Origin of the sequence: Amycolatopsis pigmentata, from assembly GCF_042684065.1 — a bacterium.
GTDB classification, from domain to species: domain Bacteria; phylum Actinomycetota; class Actinomycetes; order Mycobacteriales; family Pseudonocardiaceae; genus Amycolatopsis_E; species Amycolatopsis_E pigmentata.
In genome coordinates this window covers 24,652-39,727 of sequence record NZ_JBHUKR010000017.1, presented here as the reverse complement: position 1 = coordinate 39,727, position 15,076 = coordinate 24,652, and the positions used below count along the sequence as shown (strand labels likewise).

General features: G+C 68.4%; 16 protein-coding genes. 9 read left to right on the top strand and 7 right to left on the bottom strand.

Going from position 1 to position 15,076, the window contains the following annotated elements:
- The first annotated feature begins 36 nt into the window (after positions 1–36).
- Positions 37–1,002 carry an Lrp/AsnC family transcriptional regulator gene (locus ACFSXZ_RS27770; protein ID WP_378268164.1) on the top strand — a complete coding sequence of 322 codons (966 nt, stop codon included), beginning with the start codon at positions 37–39 and terminating at the stop codon, positions 1,000–1,002.
- A 110-nt stretch (positions 1,003–1,112) separates the two neighbouring features.
- Here the strand turns inward: ACFSXZ_RS27770 and ACFSXZ_RS27765 are convergent, their stop codons facing one another.
- From ACFSXZ_RS27765 to ACFSXZ_RS27755, 3 genes are read right to left on the bottom strand one after another with little or no spacing between them, the layout of a single operon-like run.
- Entirely contained in the window at positions 1,113–1,442 is a 330-nt protein-coding gene (locus ACFSXZ_RS27765; RefSeq protein WP_378268163.1) for a monooxygenase family protein, read from the bottom strand.
- On the bottom strand, positions 1,439–1,948 hold the full coding sequence (locus tag ACFSXZ_RS27760; protein ID WP_378268162.1) for a cupin domain-containing protein: 510 nt from the start codon (positions 1,946–1,948) through the stop codon (positions 1,439–1,441). Before ACFSXZ_RS27760 ends, ACFSXZ_RS27765 begins: the two co-directional genes overlap by 4 nt.
- Before the next feature lie 26 nt (positions 1,949–1,974).
- The gene (locus tag ACFSXZ_RS27755) at positions 1,975–2,346 is read right to left on the bottom strand and encodes a DUF4267 domain-containing protein (protein WP_378268161.1); all 372 of its coding nucleotides are present in this window, start codon (positions 2,344–2,346) and stop codon (positions 1,975–1,977) included.
- A gap of 84 nt (positions 2,347–2,430) precedes the next feature.
- On the opposite strand from ACFSXZ_RS27755, the gene ACFSXZ_RS27750 reads away from it, so the two are divergent.
- Both ACFSXZ_RS27750 and ACFSXZ_RS27745 read left to right on the top strand, forming a co-directional pair.
- The gene (locus tag ACFSXZ_RS27750) at positions 2,431–3,009 is read left to right on the top strand and encodes a TetR/AcrR family transcriptional regulator (RefSeq protein WP_378268160.1); all 579 of its coding nucleotides are present in this window, start codon (positions 2,431–2,433) and stop codon (positions 3,007–3,009) included.
- A gap of 297 nt (positions 3,010–3,306) precedes the next feature.
- Entirely contained in the window at positions 3,307–4,785 is a 1,479-nt protein-coding gene (locus ACFSXZ_RS27745; RefSeq protein ID WP_378268159.1) for a peroxidase family protein, read from the top strand.
- A gap of 183 nt (positions 4,786–4,968) precedes the next feature.
- Here the strand turns inward: ACFSXZ_RS27745 and ACFSXZ_RS27740 are convergent, their stop codons facing one another.
- Positions 4,969–6,156 carry a TetR/AcrR family transcriptional regulator gene (locus ACFSXZ_RS27740; protein ID WP_378268158.1) on the bottom strand — a complete coding sequence of 396 codons (1,188 nt, stop codon included), beginning with the start codon at positions 6,154–6,156 and terminating at the stop codon, positions 4,969–4,971.
- 89 nt (positions 6,157–6,245) lie between these two features.
- Here ACFSXZ_RS27740 and ACFSXZ_RS27735 point away from each other — a divergent pair, with 89 nt between their 5' ends.
- From ACFSXZ_RS27735 to ACFSXZ_RS27725, 3 genes are all read left to right on the top strand, one after another.
- A complete protein-coding gene (locus tag ACFSXZ_RS27735) occupies positions 6,246–6,545 on the top strand; it encodes a hypothetical protein (protein ID WP_378268157.1) in 300 nt (99 codons plus the stop codon).
- Positions 6,523–6,756 carry a hypothetical protein gene (locus ACFSXZ_RS27730; RefSeq protein ID WP_378268156.1) on the top strand — a complete coding sequence of 78 codons (234 nt, stop codon included), beginning with the start codon at positions 6,523–6,525 and terminating at the stop codon, positions 6,754–6,756. Before ACFSXZ_RS27735 ends, ACFSXZ_RS27730 begins: the two co-directional genes overlap by 23 nt.
- Before the next feature lie 138 nt (positions 6,757–6,894).
- Complete coding sequence (locus tag ACFSXZ_RS27725) at positions 6,895–7,899, top strand: aminotransferase class I/II-fold pyridoxal phosphate-dependent enzyme (protein WP_378268155.1); 1,005 nt, start codon at positions 6,895–6,897, stop codon at positions 7,897–7,899.
- 17 nt (positions 7,900–7,916) lie between these two features.
- Here ACFSXZ_RS27725 and ACFSXZ_RS27720 read toward each other — a convergent pair whose 3' ends face one another.
- The 3 genes from ACFSXZ_RS27720 to ACFSXZ_RS27710 form a co-directional block, all read right to left on the bottom strand.
- On the bottom strand, positions 7,917–8,102 hold the full coding sequence (locus tag ACFSXZ_RS27720; RefSeq protein ID WP_378268154.1) for a hypothetical protein: 186 nt from the start codon (positions 8,100–8,102) through the stop codon (positions 7,917–7,919).
- A gap of 99 nt (positions 8,103–8,201) precedes the next feature.
- Complete coding sequence (locus tag ACFSXZ_RS27715; protein WP_378268153.1) at positions 8,202–8,771, bottom strand: hemerythrin domain-containing protein; 570 nt, start codon at positions 8,769–8,771, stop codon at positions 8,202–8,204.
- 79 nt (positions 8,772–8,850) lie between these two features.
- The gene (locus tag ACFSXZ_RS27710; RefSeq protein WP_378268152.1) at positions 8,851–9,741 is read right to left on the bottom strand and encodes a helix-turn-helix domain-containing protein; all 891 of its coding nucleotides are present in this window, start codon (positions 9,739–9,741) and stop codon (positions 8,851–8,853) included.
- A gap of 117 nt (positions 9,742–9,858) precedes the next feature.
- On the opposite strand from ACFSXZ_RS27710, the gene ACFSXZ_RS27705 reads away from it, so the two are divergent.
- The 3 genes from ACFSXZ_RS27705 to ACFSXZ_RS27695 all read left to right on the top strand — a co-directional run bounded on the left by ACFSXZ_RS27705 (position 9,859) and on the right by ACFSXZ_RS27695 (position 15,030).
- Entirely contained in the window at positions 9,859–10,800 is a 942-nt protein-coding gene (locus tag ACFSXZ_RS27705; RefSeq protein ID WP_378268151.1) for an ABC transporter ATP-binding protein, read from the top strand.
- Positions 10,797–12,167 carry an ABC transporter permease gene (locus tag ACFSXZ_RS27700; protein ID WP_378268150.1) on the top strand — a complete coding sequence of 457 codons (1,371 nt, stop codon included), beginning with the start codon at positions 10,797–10,799 and terminating at the stop codon, positions 12,165–12,167. Before ACFSXZ_RS27705 ends, ACFSXZ_RS27700 begins: the two co-directional genes overlap by 4 nt.
- A 169-nt stretch (positions 12,168–12,336) precedes the next feature.
- Entirely contained in the window at positions 12,337–15,030 is a 2,694-nt protein-coding gene (locus ACFSXZ_RS27695; RefSeq protein ID WP_378268149.1) for a bifunctional YncE family protein/alkaline phosphatase family protein, read from the top strand.
- Positions 15,031–15,076: the final 46 nt, after the last annotated feature.

Genomic DNA, 15,076 nt, shown 5'->3' with positions numbered 1-15,076 from the left:
ACGCGTCGATATCCGACACTGACTATGCTGGTACCGGTGGAATCCGACTACGACGAGCTGGACCGTCGGCTCGTGCACGCCTTGCAGATCGACGGCAGGGCCCCGTTCAGCACCATTGCCGAGGTTCTTGGCGTGTCGGATCGCACCATCGCCCGCCGGTACGCGAAATTGCGGTCAGCCGGAGCGGTGCGGGTGCTCGGCGGGGTCGACCCGGCCGCGCTCGGCGCGGTGCTGTGGTTCCTCCGGGTGCGCTGCGCCCCCGCAGCGTCGGTCGCGGTCGCCGAGGCGCTGGCGAGGCGCCCGGACACGTCCTGGGTGAGCCTCACCTCGGGCGGCACCGAAATCACCTGCACGGTGCGCACCGAAAGCGAGGCCGAGAGCGAGACGTTGCTGCTGACCAAGCTTCCGCGCACCCCGCGCGTGGAAGGCGTGACCGCGCATTCGGTGCTGCACGCCTTCTACGGTGGTCCCGAAAGTCTGGTCGCCAAGCTCGGCTCGCTGGACGAGGACGCGATCGAACGGTTGCGTCCGCCCCCGGTGCCGATCCGGCCGGGGCCGGTGCGACTCGACGACGGCGACCGGAAACTGCTCGCCACGCTCGCCACCGACGGCCGAGCCGGACTCGAGGAACTGGCCGCGGTGACCGGCTGGTCACCGACGACGGTCCGGCGCCGGATGACGGAACTGCGCGAACGGGGGGTGCTGTATCCGGACGTCGACGTCGACGGTCGCCTGTTCGGCGTCAGCACCCGAACCCTGCTCTGGCTCTCGGTCGCTCCCGCGTATCTGGAGGAAGCCGGGGTGGCGCTGGCCGGGCATCCGGAAATCGCCTTCGCCGCCGCCACGACCGGGCCGACGAACCTGTACGCGAGCGTGGTGTGCGCGGACCAGCGGGAGCTGTATCGCTACCTGACCACCCGGGTCGCTTCGTTGCCTGCCATCACCCACGTCGAGACGGCACCGGTGATCAGGACCGTCAAGCGGGCCGCGAACCGGCCGTAAACGGGTAACCGCCGCGCGGAGCGTGTCCGTTGAGGGTGGTGGTGGGAGACGCTGGGTGTGGCTGTCGCGCGGAGCGTGTCCGTTGAGGGTGGTGGTGGGAGACGGGTGGGTCAGGCCCGCGGGTGCAGCCGGTCGGCCGCGGTTTCCCCTTTGCGGGCAACGGGAACGTGCTCACCGGCGGCGGCGGGCCCGACGCGTGGCATGTTGCCGTAGACGCATTCGTAACCGCCGGGCGGAACGACGTAGGTCTCGTGCCAGAGGCCGACGTCCCCGGTGTGCTTGACCTTGCGGTTGAAGGAGCGCCAAGCCTCGAGGTGGGGGAAGAGCGAGTCGCGGGCGAACCGCTGGAGTTTCTCGGCGTCGCGCCAGTACTGCACCACGATCGGTCCGCGTGGCTGAAGAGCGTTTACTACGAATAGTCCGTAGTAAACAGCTCTCATTCGCCCGGCCGCTGTGCCCTGGCCTGCTCCCAGCCGGAGCTGGTCCGGAAGTAGGTGTCGTAGAGCTCTTGGACGTCCAGGAGGGACTCCGGAGGCTGCTTGCCGTAGGCGATGCGTTCGAGATGGCGGAAGTACTCGAAGCGGTCCACACCCGGCGTGATGACGATCAGGATGTCGGCGTTGTGGCCGGGGGCGGCGGCGAAGGCATGGGCCAGGCCGGGCGGGACGATCACGAGGTCACCGCGTTCGGCGGTCACCACCTGGTCTCCGGACAGCAGTTGGGCGGTGCCGTCGAGAAGATAGAACAGTTCGGCCGAATTGGCGTGGTGGTGTGGTTTCGCCCCGTCCGCGCCGTCGGTGAGGGTGACGCGTTGCGTGGACAGGGCGCCGCCGGTGGCGCTCGCGTCGGCGAGCAGCCGGACGGTGGTGGGCGCGCGGCCGACGACCTCGGCGTCGGCGTAGCGGACGATCACGGAGTCGGCGAAGTCCGGGACGAAGAGCGACATGGCGGCCTCCTGGTGGTAGTGGACGGTCAGAGGACGAACAGCAGGGCGGCGCAGGCGAGGACGAGGACCGCCGTGGCGAAGTGGATTCCGAACGCGACCGCCTTGGTGCCGCCGTTGCGCAGCACGACGATCGTGTCGCCCAGCGGCACCACGGCCACCATCAGCATGAACCATGCTTCGGCGCGAGCCCCGGCGAACGCGAGCAGGGCCAGGCCGACCAGACCGTAGGCGCCGTCGCGGAGGCCTTTGACGGTCAGGTAGGCGGGGTCGCCGTCGGCCTTCGCGGGCACTCCGTAGCCGGCGGCCGCCGGGCGGGGCGCGAGCAGGAAACGGCACCCGATGAACAGGATCATCAGGTCCAGCAGGATGGCGAGACCGTAGGCGATGGGGGTGAGCATGCCCGCTCCTTTCTAGCAACGCTAGCAACACGAACGACGCTATCAGAGCATTGCCATCAGGTCTAGCGTTGCTAGAATGAAGGTATGACTATCCGGACGCGCCGGGAGCGCGAGCGCGCGGAGCGGGAGAAGCTGATCGTGGCGGCGGCTCGCGAGCTGGCCGAGACCGAGGGCTGGGACGCGGTGACGACGCGTCGGCTGGCCGAGAAGGTCGAGTACAGCCAGCCCGTGCTCTACAGCCACTTCAAGGGCAAGGACGCGATCGTGGCCGCGGTGGCGCTGGAAGGCTTCGCCGAACTGGCCGACCGGCTGCGTGCTGCCCGCGAAACGGCTGACGCGGGTAAGGCCCTCGCGGTGGTCGCCGAGGCGTACACGGCCTTCGCCGAAGGGCGCCCCGCCCTCTACGACGCGATGTTCAGTCAGGCGGCCGACCTGCCGTTCGCCACGCCGGAGGCGCCGGCCGCCTTGCGTGCCGGGTTCGACGAACTGGCCGAGGCGATTCGGCCCCACGCCCACGGCGATGACGTGGGCCTGCTGACCGAGACCTTTTGGGCCGCGCTGCACGGCCTGACCACGCTCACCCGGAGCGGGCGGCTCCCCGCGGTGGCTCGCGACCGGCGCCTCGCCCTGCTTCTGGCGCGCTTCACCGATCGCCGCGGCTGACGCGCCGGCTTGTTTTCGCGATCAATTCGCCATGAATTACCTCGCGACCGGATTTGTTGACGCGACTGCCTGGTTTTGATAATCTCGCCACACGTTTGGGGGAGTCTTACTCGGGTCCGGCGGTCTTTGGTGCTTTCCGCGTATCTCCGTGGAGCTCCAGGATCGCGTCCGAGGAGGGGGATTCGTATGCACAGTATGTCTGTTTGATTCCGGATATTCGTTTCCGCTGCCGCCGGCTTGTCGCGAGCCCGGTCGGTGAAATTGTTCTGTCTTCATTTTCACGAGGGGGAATTCGTGATGAGCGCACATGGTTCGTCATTGCGTGGGTTGACCATTCCGCAGGGCCGGACGGTCGTGGCCGGGAGCTTCGGCCGGATGTTCCCGACGCTGGAACCGCGCCGGCCGACCGGGCTCGATCTCGCCCGGAAGTTCGGGTTGCCCGGCGGGCTGATGGACGGCGGTCAGACCACCGACGGCCAGGAGAACCCGAACTTTCCCGCGGGCTTCACCTATTTCGGCCAGTTCACCGACCACGACCTCACCCTGGACGCCACCTCGGCGCTGGACCGGCAATCCGACCCGAACGCGCTGACCGACTTCCGGTCGCCGCGGCTGGACCTGGATTCGGTGTACGGCAACGGTCCCGTGGTCAGCCCGTACCTCTACGACCAGGACTCGCACCAGACGAAACTGACGCACTCGGCCGACGGTGTCGATCTGGGCCGGACCGCGGCGGGCACCGCCCTGATCGGCGATCCGCGCAACGACGAGAACATGATCCTCGCCCAGTTGCACCTGGCGATCATCAAGTTCCACAACCGCGTGGTCGACAAGCTTCGCGACGGCTCGGTCACGGATGCCTTCGGACAGTTCCTGCCGCCCAAGCCGCCGGACGAACCGAGCACCGAACAGCCGGGCGCCACCCTGGACCAGTTGCTCGACGTGGACAACTACTACAACACCGTGTTCACCGCCGCGCAGCGGCTGGTCCGCTGGCACTACCAGTGGATCATCGTGCACGAGTTCCTGCCCATCATCGCCGACCCGAAGGTCGTGCACGACGTGGAGAAGAACGGGCCGCGGTTCTTCCGGCCAGGCGACCGGCCGTTCATCCCGGCCGAGTTCGCGGTCGCGGCCTACCGGTTCGGGCACCCGACGATCCGCTCCAGCTACCGGATCAACGAGAAATTCGCCGCGAAGATCTTCCCGGACGACCCGGACGCGGCCACCACGCCCCGGACGGACCTGCGCGGCGGCCCGGTCGACAAGGCACACGCCGTGGACTGGTCCTTCTTCTTCCCGGTGACCTCACGGCGGGCGCCGCAGTTCGCCAAGAAGATGAACGCCACGCTCAACACCCAGCTGCTCGACCTCCCGGTGTCCGCGGTGCCGGGTGCCAAGGAGGGCGCGCTGGCCCGGCCCGTGGCCTCGCTCGCGGTGCGCAACCTGCTCCGCAGTGAAAGCCAGGGACTGCCGTCCGGACAGGACGTGGCCCGCAAGATCGGGGAAACCCCGCTCACCGACGAGCAACTGGCCACGAGCGGCCCGATCTACCTGTGGTACTACATCCTCAAGGAGGCCGAAGTCCTCGCCGGTGGCGCGCATCTCGGCCCGGTGGGCAGCAGGCTCGTCGCCGAAGTCCTGATCGGGTTGCTCGACGCCGACCCCACCTCCTACCGCTCCGCGTACCCGGAATGGCGCCCGACACTGGGCGACCACGGCGCGTTCGGCATCGCGGACCTGCTCCGTTTCGCCGGCGTCGTCCACCACGCCTGACGGCTCGTTCGGGCTCGTTCGGAAGGAAGGAGTGTTTACTACGGATAGTCCGTGCCTTATCGGCGGCCGGACGAAAAGCGTGTCCGGCCGCGTGCAGCGGCCTCCGGCGGGCAGCCGATGCCGCGGGCGATCACCGTTGCCGCCTCCGGCCGAGTAAACACTCCTTCCTCCCAAACGCGGAGGTCAGCCGAGGAGCCGGCCGCAGATCGTTTCGACGGCTTCGGCGATGCCGGGCGTGGCGCGAAGCCAGGGGACGCGCGCGGTCATGTTGATCACGCTCAGCGCGGCGTGCACGTGTGTCCGCGCCGCGGCCGGTTCCAGTTCGGGGCGGAGATCGCGCAGCAGCTGTGTCCATTCGGCGACGTACTCGTGCTGCGCCCGGCGCGCCTTGTGCCGATCGTCATCGGGCAGTTGCCTGATCTCGGTGACGAGCAGGCCGATCAGGTCGTAATGGGCGAGCGCGACGCGCGTGTAACCGCCGATCAGTCCGCTCAGCGCCTCCGACGGGCCGGTGGCCGTCGTGCAGGCGCGCGAAAGGTCCATCAGCAGTGCGGCGTTGCCCCGGTCGATCGCGGTCACCAGCATGTCGATCTTGGTCGGGAAGTGGGCGTAGACGCTGGGCCCGGAGGTCCCGGCCGCGGCCGCGATGTCCTCGATGCCCACCCGGGCATAGCCTTGCTGCGAGAACAGCCGGATCGCCAGCGTCAACAGCGCTTCACGACGTGATCGCGGCAGGATCGGCGGCAGGGACGGCTCCGGGGTCCGCGGGACCGGCCCGATGTGCGGCACCGGGGAGTCGAGCACGGCGTTGGCGAGCACGGCGAGTACCGCCTCGTGCTCGCCCCGGGGAAGCTCGATCCGGTGAAAGGACGGGCTGATCAGCACGGCGGTGAAGGAAGACATGATCACCTTCGCCGCGGCGGCGGAGACTTCCGGACGTGCGAGACGCACCAGCCGGGCCAGGGTGGCGTCGATGCGCAGGACTTCTTCGCGCAGCTCGGACCGGGCTTCAGGGGTGAGATTGCGCGTCTCACGCTGCCACAGCACGCCCAACTCGCGATGGTCGAGCGCGAGGCGGGCCAGCGTCGGGACGGCATGGTCCCGGTCGGCGAGATCGAGTTCGGCGAGCAGCTGCCGGAAGGCCCTCAAGCCGTCGAGCACGACCTCGCGGAGCAGCTCCTGCTTTCCGGAAAAATGCCGGTACAACGCCGACGGACCGATCTCCACGGCCTCGGCGAGGTCGCTCATGCCGACGAGGTCGTAACCATGCTCGTAGAACAGCTCGGTGGCGGCCGCGATGATGAGGGCGCGCCGGTTACGGGGCCGGGTGCCGCGCAGTGGACGGGCGCGCTCGTTGACTTCGTGTCGCATCGCTCGTTCCCCTCGCCGCGCTGACCGCCGGCATGTGGGCGAGTCCGGTAGATCGCGAAACCTCAGGATACCGGCGAGACGGTGGTGAGGTGATCGCTCGGCGGCCGCCCGCGATGACGGCGAATGGTCGCTTCCCGCCCTCCTTTCGGGTCCTGCTGCTGGAGATGGGCGCCGACGACTATGTCGTCAAGCCGTTCGGCTTCCGCGAACCGCTCGCTCTGTACCGGTTCGGACCCCATATCGCCGAATCCGTCACCAGGCTTCAGCGGGATCACCGTGTCGACCTCGCCAGGAAAACCGAGGTACGGCACTGGATCAGCACCAAGGAATCCCTGGGTGTGCACCTGACCAACAACAAGCTGGTGGTTGCCGGATCCGTCGTCCGGTGACGACACGGTCGAACTCGCCAAGGACGTCACCGGATTCCTGCGGGCAGGCCGGCTTGTCGGACTCGCCGCGTGGAACCGGCCGCGTGCCATGTTGCGGTGGATGGCGGAGTTGGAACGCCGTCTCCCGGTCCCCGGCCGGACCGTTCCCGCGTCGGCGGTTCGCCGTCGTGCATTGACGGCCGCTCACCCGATCCGACAAGATCAGGTGTAACCGACCCCGAGTCCGTTGATTCCTGACCGAGTGGCACCGAAACTTTCGGGTCCGAAACCGGGGAGCGCATCCCTGCTCAGTCTGATACGCGCACAGAATCGAGTGTGATGTCCCGTGCATGATCAAAGCTGGAACAGGATGCGGCCGAAGGTCGCCGACGGCGATTTCTTCGACATGTCGCTCAACGAATGCCCTTATCCGCCGCTGCCCGAAGTACAGGAGGCCGCCAAACGGTCCATCGAGCGGGCGCATCTGACCCTGGACGCCATCAGCACCAAACTCGGCGCCGCGATCGCGGACCATCACGGCGTGCCCGCTACGGACGTTCTCGTCGGCCCGGGTTCCGGTTCGTTGCTGCAGCAGCTGTTCACCACGATTGCCGGGCCGTCCGGTGCCACGGTGCACGCCTGGCCGTCCTGGGAGGCGTATCCGATCATGGCCGCCAACGCCGGATCACGCACGATCGGCGTGCCGCTGGCCGGCGACGTGCACGACCTCGACGCGATGGCGGCCGCCGTCACCCCGGACACCCGCATGGTGCTGGTGTGCAATCCCAACAATCCGACCGGTACCGCGGTCGGCCCGGCGGCGATGCGGGCGTTTCTCGACGCGTTGCCCTCCGATGTCGTCGTTGTCATCGACGAGGCGTACCGGGACTTCTCGGCGGACGAGGTCGCCGACGGCATCGAGTTGTACCGGAACGACGACCGGGTCTGCGTGGTCCGGACCTTTTCGAAGTCCTACAGCCTGCTGAGTCTGCGCGTCGGTTACCTCGTCGCGCACGGCAAGGTGACCGAACGGCTGCGCGGAACGACCTTCTTCAACCGGGTCAGCAGCGTCGCGCAGGACGCCGCGATGGCCGCTCTGGCCGCGCACGAAACGATCGCCCGCCGATGGGCCGAGACCAGGAACGAACGGGACCGGGTTCGCGAGGCCCTGGTGGAGCAGGGCTGGCAGGTTTCCCCCAGCGAGGGGAACTTCCTGTGGATCGCCACGCCGGAGCACGCGGAAGCGCTGACCGGTTTCTGTGCCGAAAACGGTGTCGTGGTCTGCGGCAAGCCCGGAGAAGGAGTGCGGGTGACCATCGCGGAAAAGGCCGCCAACGACGCGTTCGTCGATGCCGCCGGACGGTTCTCTCCCTGAACCGTCCGGGCAGCGCGCTACAGCTGGTGCCGGACTCCCGCTTCTTGCGTGATACGGCCGAGTTGTTCGTTGAGGCCGCCTTGGAGCGCGACCAGCGCGGCGATGATGAGCATGAAGATGCCCAGTACCACCGAGCGGCTACCGGGCGGTGAGCCGAGGGACGTGATCCCGATCGTCGCCCAGGCGGTCCCGAAGATCATCATCGCCGTGGCGACTCAAGGTGAACCTTTCCGTCGCGGGGGAGGTCGTTCATGGACATCTCGCGTGGGTTTGCCCTCCAGCCGGACGCCGAAACGCCGAACCTACGTGCGCCGCCGGCCGATCGAGTCCCGGATCCGGTCGGTCAGCGCGGCGAGGGGGCCCACCGCCTTCTGGACGGGCGCCGCCGACGGGGTGTCCGGGTGCGGCCGCGTCGGTGCGGTCTTCTTGGCCTCCGCCAGACGGGTGCCCAGTTTGTCGAGGCCGTCCTTGTCGATGGCTTCGCGTACTTTCGGCCAGACCTCGTTCTGTTCGTAGTCGATGTGCTCGCGTCCCTCGTGGATCAGGCGTTCGATCATGGAGTCGATGTCGGGATGGTCCGCGGGTGTCTCTTCGAGCGCGGCGAGCAGGTACTTGGCGGCGCGTTCCTGGTCGACCGCGTGCTCCGCGAGTGCGTCACCGCCCGGTACTTCGCCGCGGACCGCGGGCCAGAAGTACCGTTCCTCCACCGCCTCGTGCCGTGATTCGGCGACCACGATCTCCGTCACCAGCTTCTTCCGCGCGCCCAGGAGTTCGCCGTTCGTGCCGGCCGCGACGGTCGGCGTGGCCTCCAGCCGGGTGAGCATGTCGAGAACCTGCTGGTGGTCTTCGCGTAGCACTTCGAGCGCATCCATCGTCGGCCTCCTTTTCTCGTCCGTCCCGTAGGGACTACCCACCCACACGGCGGATATCCTTCGGCCGGACGGAGGCTGATCACCAGGTGACCGCGTCCAGCCAGACGGTCACCGGCGACTCCGTCCACTGGTAGATCTCCATGCCGATCGCGTGCACCACATCGACGTCCGGCACCGTCCACTCGTAGCGTTTCCACTCGTTGCCGTCCGGAAGCGCGGCTTCCCCGCCTACCGGAGTTTCCCGCGCCCAGTGTTCGCGCGACTGTGAGTCGTAGGCGAAGAATCGGACACTGGCCCGTTGCCGGGTCGGTACGCGGAGATAGAGGCTTACTTTCATGCCGGGTTTCAGGGTTTCCAGGCCATGGGTGACCCCGATCGCCTTGGCCTTGTTCTCGTTGGTCGCTCCGGTCGCGACGAGCGCGAGGGATTGTTTCCCCTCGTATGCCACGACCTGGGTGACGGAATAGTCGAGAACCTTGACACCCCACAACTGGCTCCACCGTTGGTCACCGTCCTCGAAGCCGAACCGGACCGCCGAAGCCGACGAGCCCGAACTCCGCATTTGCCGGACTCCGACGCCGGCTCCGGCCGCGACCACGATCGCCGCCGCGACCGCGACCGCGATCCACCGACGACGGGGCCGGCTCGCCACCGGTTCCGTGTCCGGTTCGGGCGTGGTCTCCTCCGGTGTCCGCAGCATTCGCTCCACCTGCGCGTTCGCCCGTTCCGCAAGCGCTTTCTCACGCAGGTTCCGCAGCGCGCCGTCGGAGATGTCGAAGACCCGCTCACAGGCGTCGACCAGGTTCTCCGGCGGGATCCGGCGGCCCAGTTCGTAGTCGACCAGGTTGCCGTGTCCGCTGAGGTTGAGTTCCTTGGCCAGCGCACGCAGTGACAGGCCCCGCGCCAGGCGGCGGGTGCGAATCTCGGCGCCGAGACGTTTCGTGAACTCGGCTTCTCCGTGGTCGGCCATGACGGGAAAACTACCGCTTCGAGGTCGCCCTTCGTTCCATGAACGTTCAACCTGCCGTTCCCGCCGAGGTTGGTTACCGTGCCTAAGTTTCTTGCAGACCAGGTAAGGCAGGGACGTATGGAAGCAGGCCTCGCGATCCGGGCTCGCGGGATCACCAAGTGTTTCGGCGATGTCGTCGCGCTCGACGGCATCGACCTGGACGTGGCACAGGGCCAGATCCACGGACTGGTCGGGCCGAACGGAGCGGGGAAGACGACGTTGCTCGGTCTTCTGCTGGGCCTGGCCGTCGCCGACAGCGGCGAACTCGAGATCCTGGGTACGCCGGTCGGACGAGCGCTCGCCGGTCCGGACGGCGTCGCGGGTTTCGTGGACGGGCCCGGGCTTTATCCGTCGCTCACCGCACGAGGAAACCTCGCCGCGCTGGTCTCCCTGCGCGGCGGTGACCGGCGGTCGCCGGAGATCGACGACGTCCTCGGCCAGGTCGGGCTCACCGATGTCTCCGACGACCGGGTCCGGGGCTTCTCGCTGGGCATGCGTCAGCGCCTCGGGCTCGCCGCCGCCCTGCTCACCAAGCCCAGGCTCCTCGTGCTCGACGAACCGTCCAACGGACTCGACCCGGCAGGGAAGAAGCACGTGCACGGTGTCCTCGCCCGCCTGGCGACGGACGGAACCACCATCGTGCTTTCGAGCCACCGGATGGACGATGTCGAAACGCTGTGTTCAGAGGTGACCCTCCTCGCGACCGGACGCGTCGTGTTCTCCGGCCCGCTGGGCAAGCTCGCCGCCGAGAACCGCGAACTCGACTACCGGCTGCTCACTTCCGACCCGACGGCCGCTCACCGGGTCGCCGCCGACACGGCCGGGATCCGCGTCGTCGACGATTCCGGGCCACGGCAGGACGCCGACGTGCTCGTGGTGCGGGCGCTGGTGCCCGCGCTGGACGAACTGGTGGTGCGACTCGTGCGCGGGGGCATCGCGTTGCGCGAGCTGGCTCCCGTGGTCTCGCCGCTGGAGGCCGCCTTTCTCGCCCTCACCGAGCAGCAGGAGTCCGACCGATGACCGCGATGCTCGAGCAGACCGAGCAGACCGCGGCGGCCCGTCCCGTCTCGGTGGCTCGTGCCTACCGCTTCGAGTTGGTGAAGCTGCTCGCGCAATGGCGCGTGCGCCTGCTGGTCCTCGCCTGCTGGATCGCGCCGGGGCTTTTCGTCGCCGTCGTGAGCCAGCAGAGTTCGCTGCCCGTCGACACGGTCTTCGGGCGCTGGATGAACGCCACGGGGTGGGCGGGGTCGCTGGTGATGCTCGGTTTCGCGGGCGCCTGGGCGCTTCCGCTGCTGACGTCGCTGGTCGCCGGGGACGTGTTCGCCTCCGAGGACCGGTTCGGGACCTGGCGTCATCTGCTGGTGGCGGTTTCCTCGCCTCGGCGGATCTTCACCGCGAAGGCGTTGGCCAGCCTCACCGTCATTCTGGTGTTCGTCGTGGGGATGGCCGTTTCCAGCGTGGCCGGTGGTGTCCTCGCCGTCGGCGGCCGTCCGCTCGCCGGTCTCGACGGGCACCTGCTGGACCCCGGCGACGCGGCGGGAAAGGTGTTCCTCGCCTGGCTGTGCGGGCTCGCTCCGACGCTGGCGCTCGCCGCCATCGGGCTGCTCGGGTCCGTCGCGTTAGGACGGTCGCCGATGGGACTGCTGCTGCCCGCGGTGGTGGCGCTGGCCATGCAACTGGCCCAGACACTGCCCTTGCCGGTGGCCGTCCGCCTTTCCCTGCCGGGCTACGCCTTCATCGCGTGGCCGGGTCTGTTCACCAGCCCGGCCCAGCTGGGGCCGCTCCTCATCGGCGTCGTGGTCAGCCTGGTGTGGGCACTCACCGCGACCCTGCTGGCCTGTCTGCTCTTTCTGCGGCGCGACTTCACGAACCTGACATCCGACGGATCGGCGCGCCGCGCGATCACCGTGGGCGCACTGCCCCTCGCCGGACTGGCGGTCGTCACCGTCGCGGTCGTCACGGTGGCGGTCCCGTCCGTGGACGCGCTCGGATCCGGCATCGGGCAGGACAAGGTGCAGCGGTCTCTTGCCACCGCGTTCGCCCATCTCTACCGTCTGCAGACCAAAGAGCTGAATCGCCCCGATGTCACCGAGGCGCAGCTGGCGGCGACGGCGGCGTGCACGAAGGGCGGCGGTTTGGTCGCCTCCGAAGGTCCGGGCAACGACTGGCGTTGCGTGGTGTCCTGGCATCTGCCTGACGTCGCCGCCACGGGGACGGCCATCTACCAGCTCGATGTCGGCCCGGACGGCCGATACGTGGCCGACGGCGACGGACCCAAGGAAGTGAACGGCTACTTCCAGGTCCGGACCCCGGCCGGGGACGAGCCCAACCCACTTTGGCAGTTCGACGGCAATGTCGAGCTTCTCTCTACCACCTCGAAGGGATGACCGAATGCACGTACTGTGCCGCCGTTTACCGACCCGACGGCAGCTACGGCGGAAACAGGTCTTTGAAAGCGGTTCGGCTGCGGACCGTCTCCGCCTACTTTCAGTCGAATCGGTAAACTGCCGCAGAAGGCGTGCCGGGAAGACCCGTTCCGGGCTTCTCGGTCAACGTTTGCGCCGCCGGGCGACGCTGATCGGAGCGGGCACGGCGGCGGTCGCCGTGGCCGCCGCGGGCACCGGTTTCGCCCAGACCAACCAGTTCGGCCACCAGCAGGTCGGCCAGATCACCGATCAGGGCGAGGTCATTTCCAGCGACCAGTACATCGCGCCCTACGGGGAGCGGCTGGTGATCAACAACGGCAAGATCATGTCGTCCTCGCCGAGCCCGGACGGCGCCCACCTCGCGGCCTCGGTCACCGACGGCGGCATGGCGCTCGCCATCGTCGACGTGAAGAACTGGAAGGTGCAGCAGCTCGTCGGCAACTCCGCGTCGGCGAACCTGCGCATCAAGGGCAACGACGTGGGCCAGGAGGGCCCCACGTATTCGCCCGACGGTTCGCAGCTGTGGCTGGGGCAGAGCGACGGCTACACCAAGTTCACCGTGAATCCCGACGGCACCGTCGCCAACCCGGTCGCCGTCCCGATCGCGGCGGACGGGCCCAAACACGCGCTGGTGGCCCAGGCCGTCTTCTCGCCTGACGGGTCCACTGTGTACTCCGCCGTGAACGGCCAGAACCGCGTGGTCGCCATCGACGCGGCTACCGGGGCCATCAAGCAGAGCTGGGCCGTGGGCAACGCCCCGCGCGACCTGGTCACGGTCGGCGGCAAGCTCTACGTCAGCAACGAGGGCGGGCGTCCGGCCAGGCCCGGTGACACCACGATCAACTCCTACAACACCCCGGTGCCCGCCGACCCGTCGACCGCCGCCACGACCACCGGCACGGTCAGCGTCATCGACCTGGCGAACCCGGCCGCCGCCGTGCGGAGCATCGACGTCGGCCTGCACCCGACGGCGTTGTACGCCAAGAAGGGCGCGCTGTTCGTCACCAACACCGCCAGCAACGACGTCTCCGTCATCGACACCACCCGGGACCAGTTGGTTCAGACCATTGCCACGCAGCCGTGGCCGGAGGCGACGGTCGGCTACGAGCCCGACGCGGTGACCCTCACCGATGACGGCCACCTGCTGGTGACGCTCGGCCGCGCCAACGCGCTCGCCGTCTACCGTTACGCGAGCCCGAAGGAGCCGGTGAGCTACGTCGGTCTGCTGCCGACGGACTACTTCCCCGCGGAAGTCACGGCCTCCGGCAATGACGTGCTGATCTCCAACACCCGCGGCATCGACGCCCGCCGCCCCACCACCAGCGCCGGGCACGGTACCCACGACACCACGTCGAGCCTGCAGCGGTTCAAGCTCCCGGACGACCGCGTCATCAGGTCCGAGACCGGCAAGGTCTTCACCCAGAACGGCTGGCACGGTGGCGCGGCCTCGCTGGCCGACGGCCGGGGCGACGCACGGCCGGTGCCGGTACCGCAGCGGCTCGGCGACCCGTCGACGATCAAGCACGTTTTCCTGCTGGTCAAGGAAAACCGCACCTACGACCAGGTCTACGGGGACGACCCGCGCGGTAACGGCGACTCTTCGCTGGCCCAGTTCGGGGAGAACGTGACGCCGAACCAGCACGCGCTGGCGCAGCAGTTCGGGCTCTACGACAACACCTACGACATCGGCACCAACTCCGCCGAGGGCCACAACTGGCTGATGCAGGCCGACGATCCGGAGTACACCGAGTCCTCGGCCGGCGAGTACGCGCGCAGCTACGACACCGAGGACGACGCGCTCGGCCACCAGCGGAGCGGCTTCATCTGGACCGGTGCCCAGACGGCGGGCAAGAGCGTGCGGGACTTCGGCGAGTTCCAGCAGTTCCTCACCAAGCCCGCCGGCGCGAGCTGGCAGAACCTGTACTGCGACACCAAGAACATGCAGGCGACCGGGCAGAACACCGCCTACCCGATGGTCTCGTCCTCGCCGATCCCGTCGCTCAACAGCGTGTCGGTGCCCGGCTTCCCGAAGTTCGACACCAGCGTCCCGGACATCTACCGGTACGAGATCTGGAAGCGTGACTTCGAGAAGAACGGCCCGGCCGACTTCACCATGTTCTGGCTGTCCAGCGACCACACCGGTGGACCGCCGAGCCCGGCCGCCCAGGTCGCCGACAACGACCTCGCGGTCGGCAAGATCGTCGACACCATCTCGCACAGCCCGTACTGGAAGGACTCGGCGATCTTCGTGGTCGAGGACGACTCGCAGGCCGGGCTCGACCACGTCGACGGCCACCGTGCGCCGATCCAGATCATCAGCCCGTGGGCCAAGCACGGCACCGTGGACGACCACTACTACTCGCAGATCACGATGATCCGGACCATCGAGCAGATCCTCGGGATCCGCCCGATGAACCAGAAGGACAGCGCCGCCACCCCGATGCGGGAGGCCTTCACCCAGGCGCCCGACTTCACGCCGTTCGCGGCGCTGCCGAACCGGACCTCGCTGACCGACGGACTCAAGACCGCTCCCTCCTGCGGCGTGGACACCCCCGCGGCGCAGAACCCGGCGGCGGCACCCGCGCCGTCGGCCGCCGTGCCCGCGGACAAGCAGGGGCTCGCGGCGCAGTGGGACCAGTGGGAGTCACAGCAGCACCTGACCGGTGCGGACGCCAGGCCCGACTTCGCCAACCCCGCGCAGATGAACCACCTCACGTGGTACCAGACGCACGAGTGGAGCCAGCCCTACCCGGGTGAGGACAAGGTCTTCGCTCCGGCCGACGTGCCGGGCGCCTACCTCCCGTCCTCGGAGAACGACGGCTGATCACGCCGGATCACGAGGAAAGGCTCTTGGCCGGTGTTGCCGCCGG

Excerpts from the sequence above, each read along its gene's own strand:
- ACFSXZ_RS27765 (WP_378268163.1), bottom strand. The coding sequence starts at position 1,442 with ATGAGAGCTGTTTACTACGGACTATTCGTAGTAAACGCTCTTCAGCCA.
- ACFSXZ_RS27760 (WP_378268162.1), bottom strand. The coding sequence starts at position 1,948 with ATGTCGCTCTTCGTCCCGGACTTCGCCGACTCCGTGATCGTCCGCTAC.
- ACFSXZ_RS27755 (WP_378268161.1), bottom strand. The coding sequence starts at position 2,346 with ATGCTCACCCCCATCGCCTACGGTCTCGCCATCCTGCTGGACCTGATG.
- ACFSXZ_RS27750 (WP_378268160.1), top strand. The coding sequence starts at position 2,431 with ATGACTATCCGGACGCGCCGGGAGCGCGAGCGCGCGGAGCGGGAGAAG.
- ACFSXZ_RS27745 (WP_378268159.1), top strand. The coding sequence starts at position 3,307 with ATGAGCGCACATGGTTCGTCATTGCGTGGGTTGACCATTCCGCAGGGC.
- ACFSXZ_RS27740 (WP_378268158.1), bottom strand. The coding sequence starts at position 6,156 with ATGCGACACGAAGTCAACGAGCGCGCCCGTCCACTGCGCGGCACCCGG.
- ACFSXZ_RS27725 (WP_378268155.1), top strand. The coding sequence starts at position 6,895 with ATGCGGCCGAAGGTCGCCGACGGCGATTTCTTCGACATGTCGCTCAAC.
- ACFSXZ_RS27720 (WP_378268154.1), bottom strand. The coding sequence starts at position 8,102 with ATGATGATCTTCGGGACCGCCTGGGCGACGATCGGGATCACGTCCCTC.
- ACFSXZ_RS27715 (WP_378268153.1), bottom strand. The coding sequence starts at position 8,771 with ATGGATGCGCTCGAAGTGCTACGCGAAGACCACCAGCAGGTTCTCGAC.
- ACFSXZ_RS27710 (WP_378268152.1), bottom strand. The coding sequence starts at position 9,741 with ATGGCCGACCACGGAGAAGCCGAGTTCACGAAACGTCTCGGCGCCGAG.
- ACFSXZ_RS27705 (WP_378268151.1), top strand. The coding sequence starts at position 9,859 with ATGGAAGCAGGCCTCGCGATCCGGGCTCGCGGGATCACCAAGTGTTTC.
- ACFSXZ_RS27700 (WP_378268150.1), top strand. The coding sequence starts at position 10,797 with ATGACCGCGATGCTCGAGCAGACCGAGCAGACCGCGGCGGCCCGTCCC.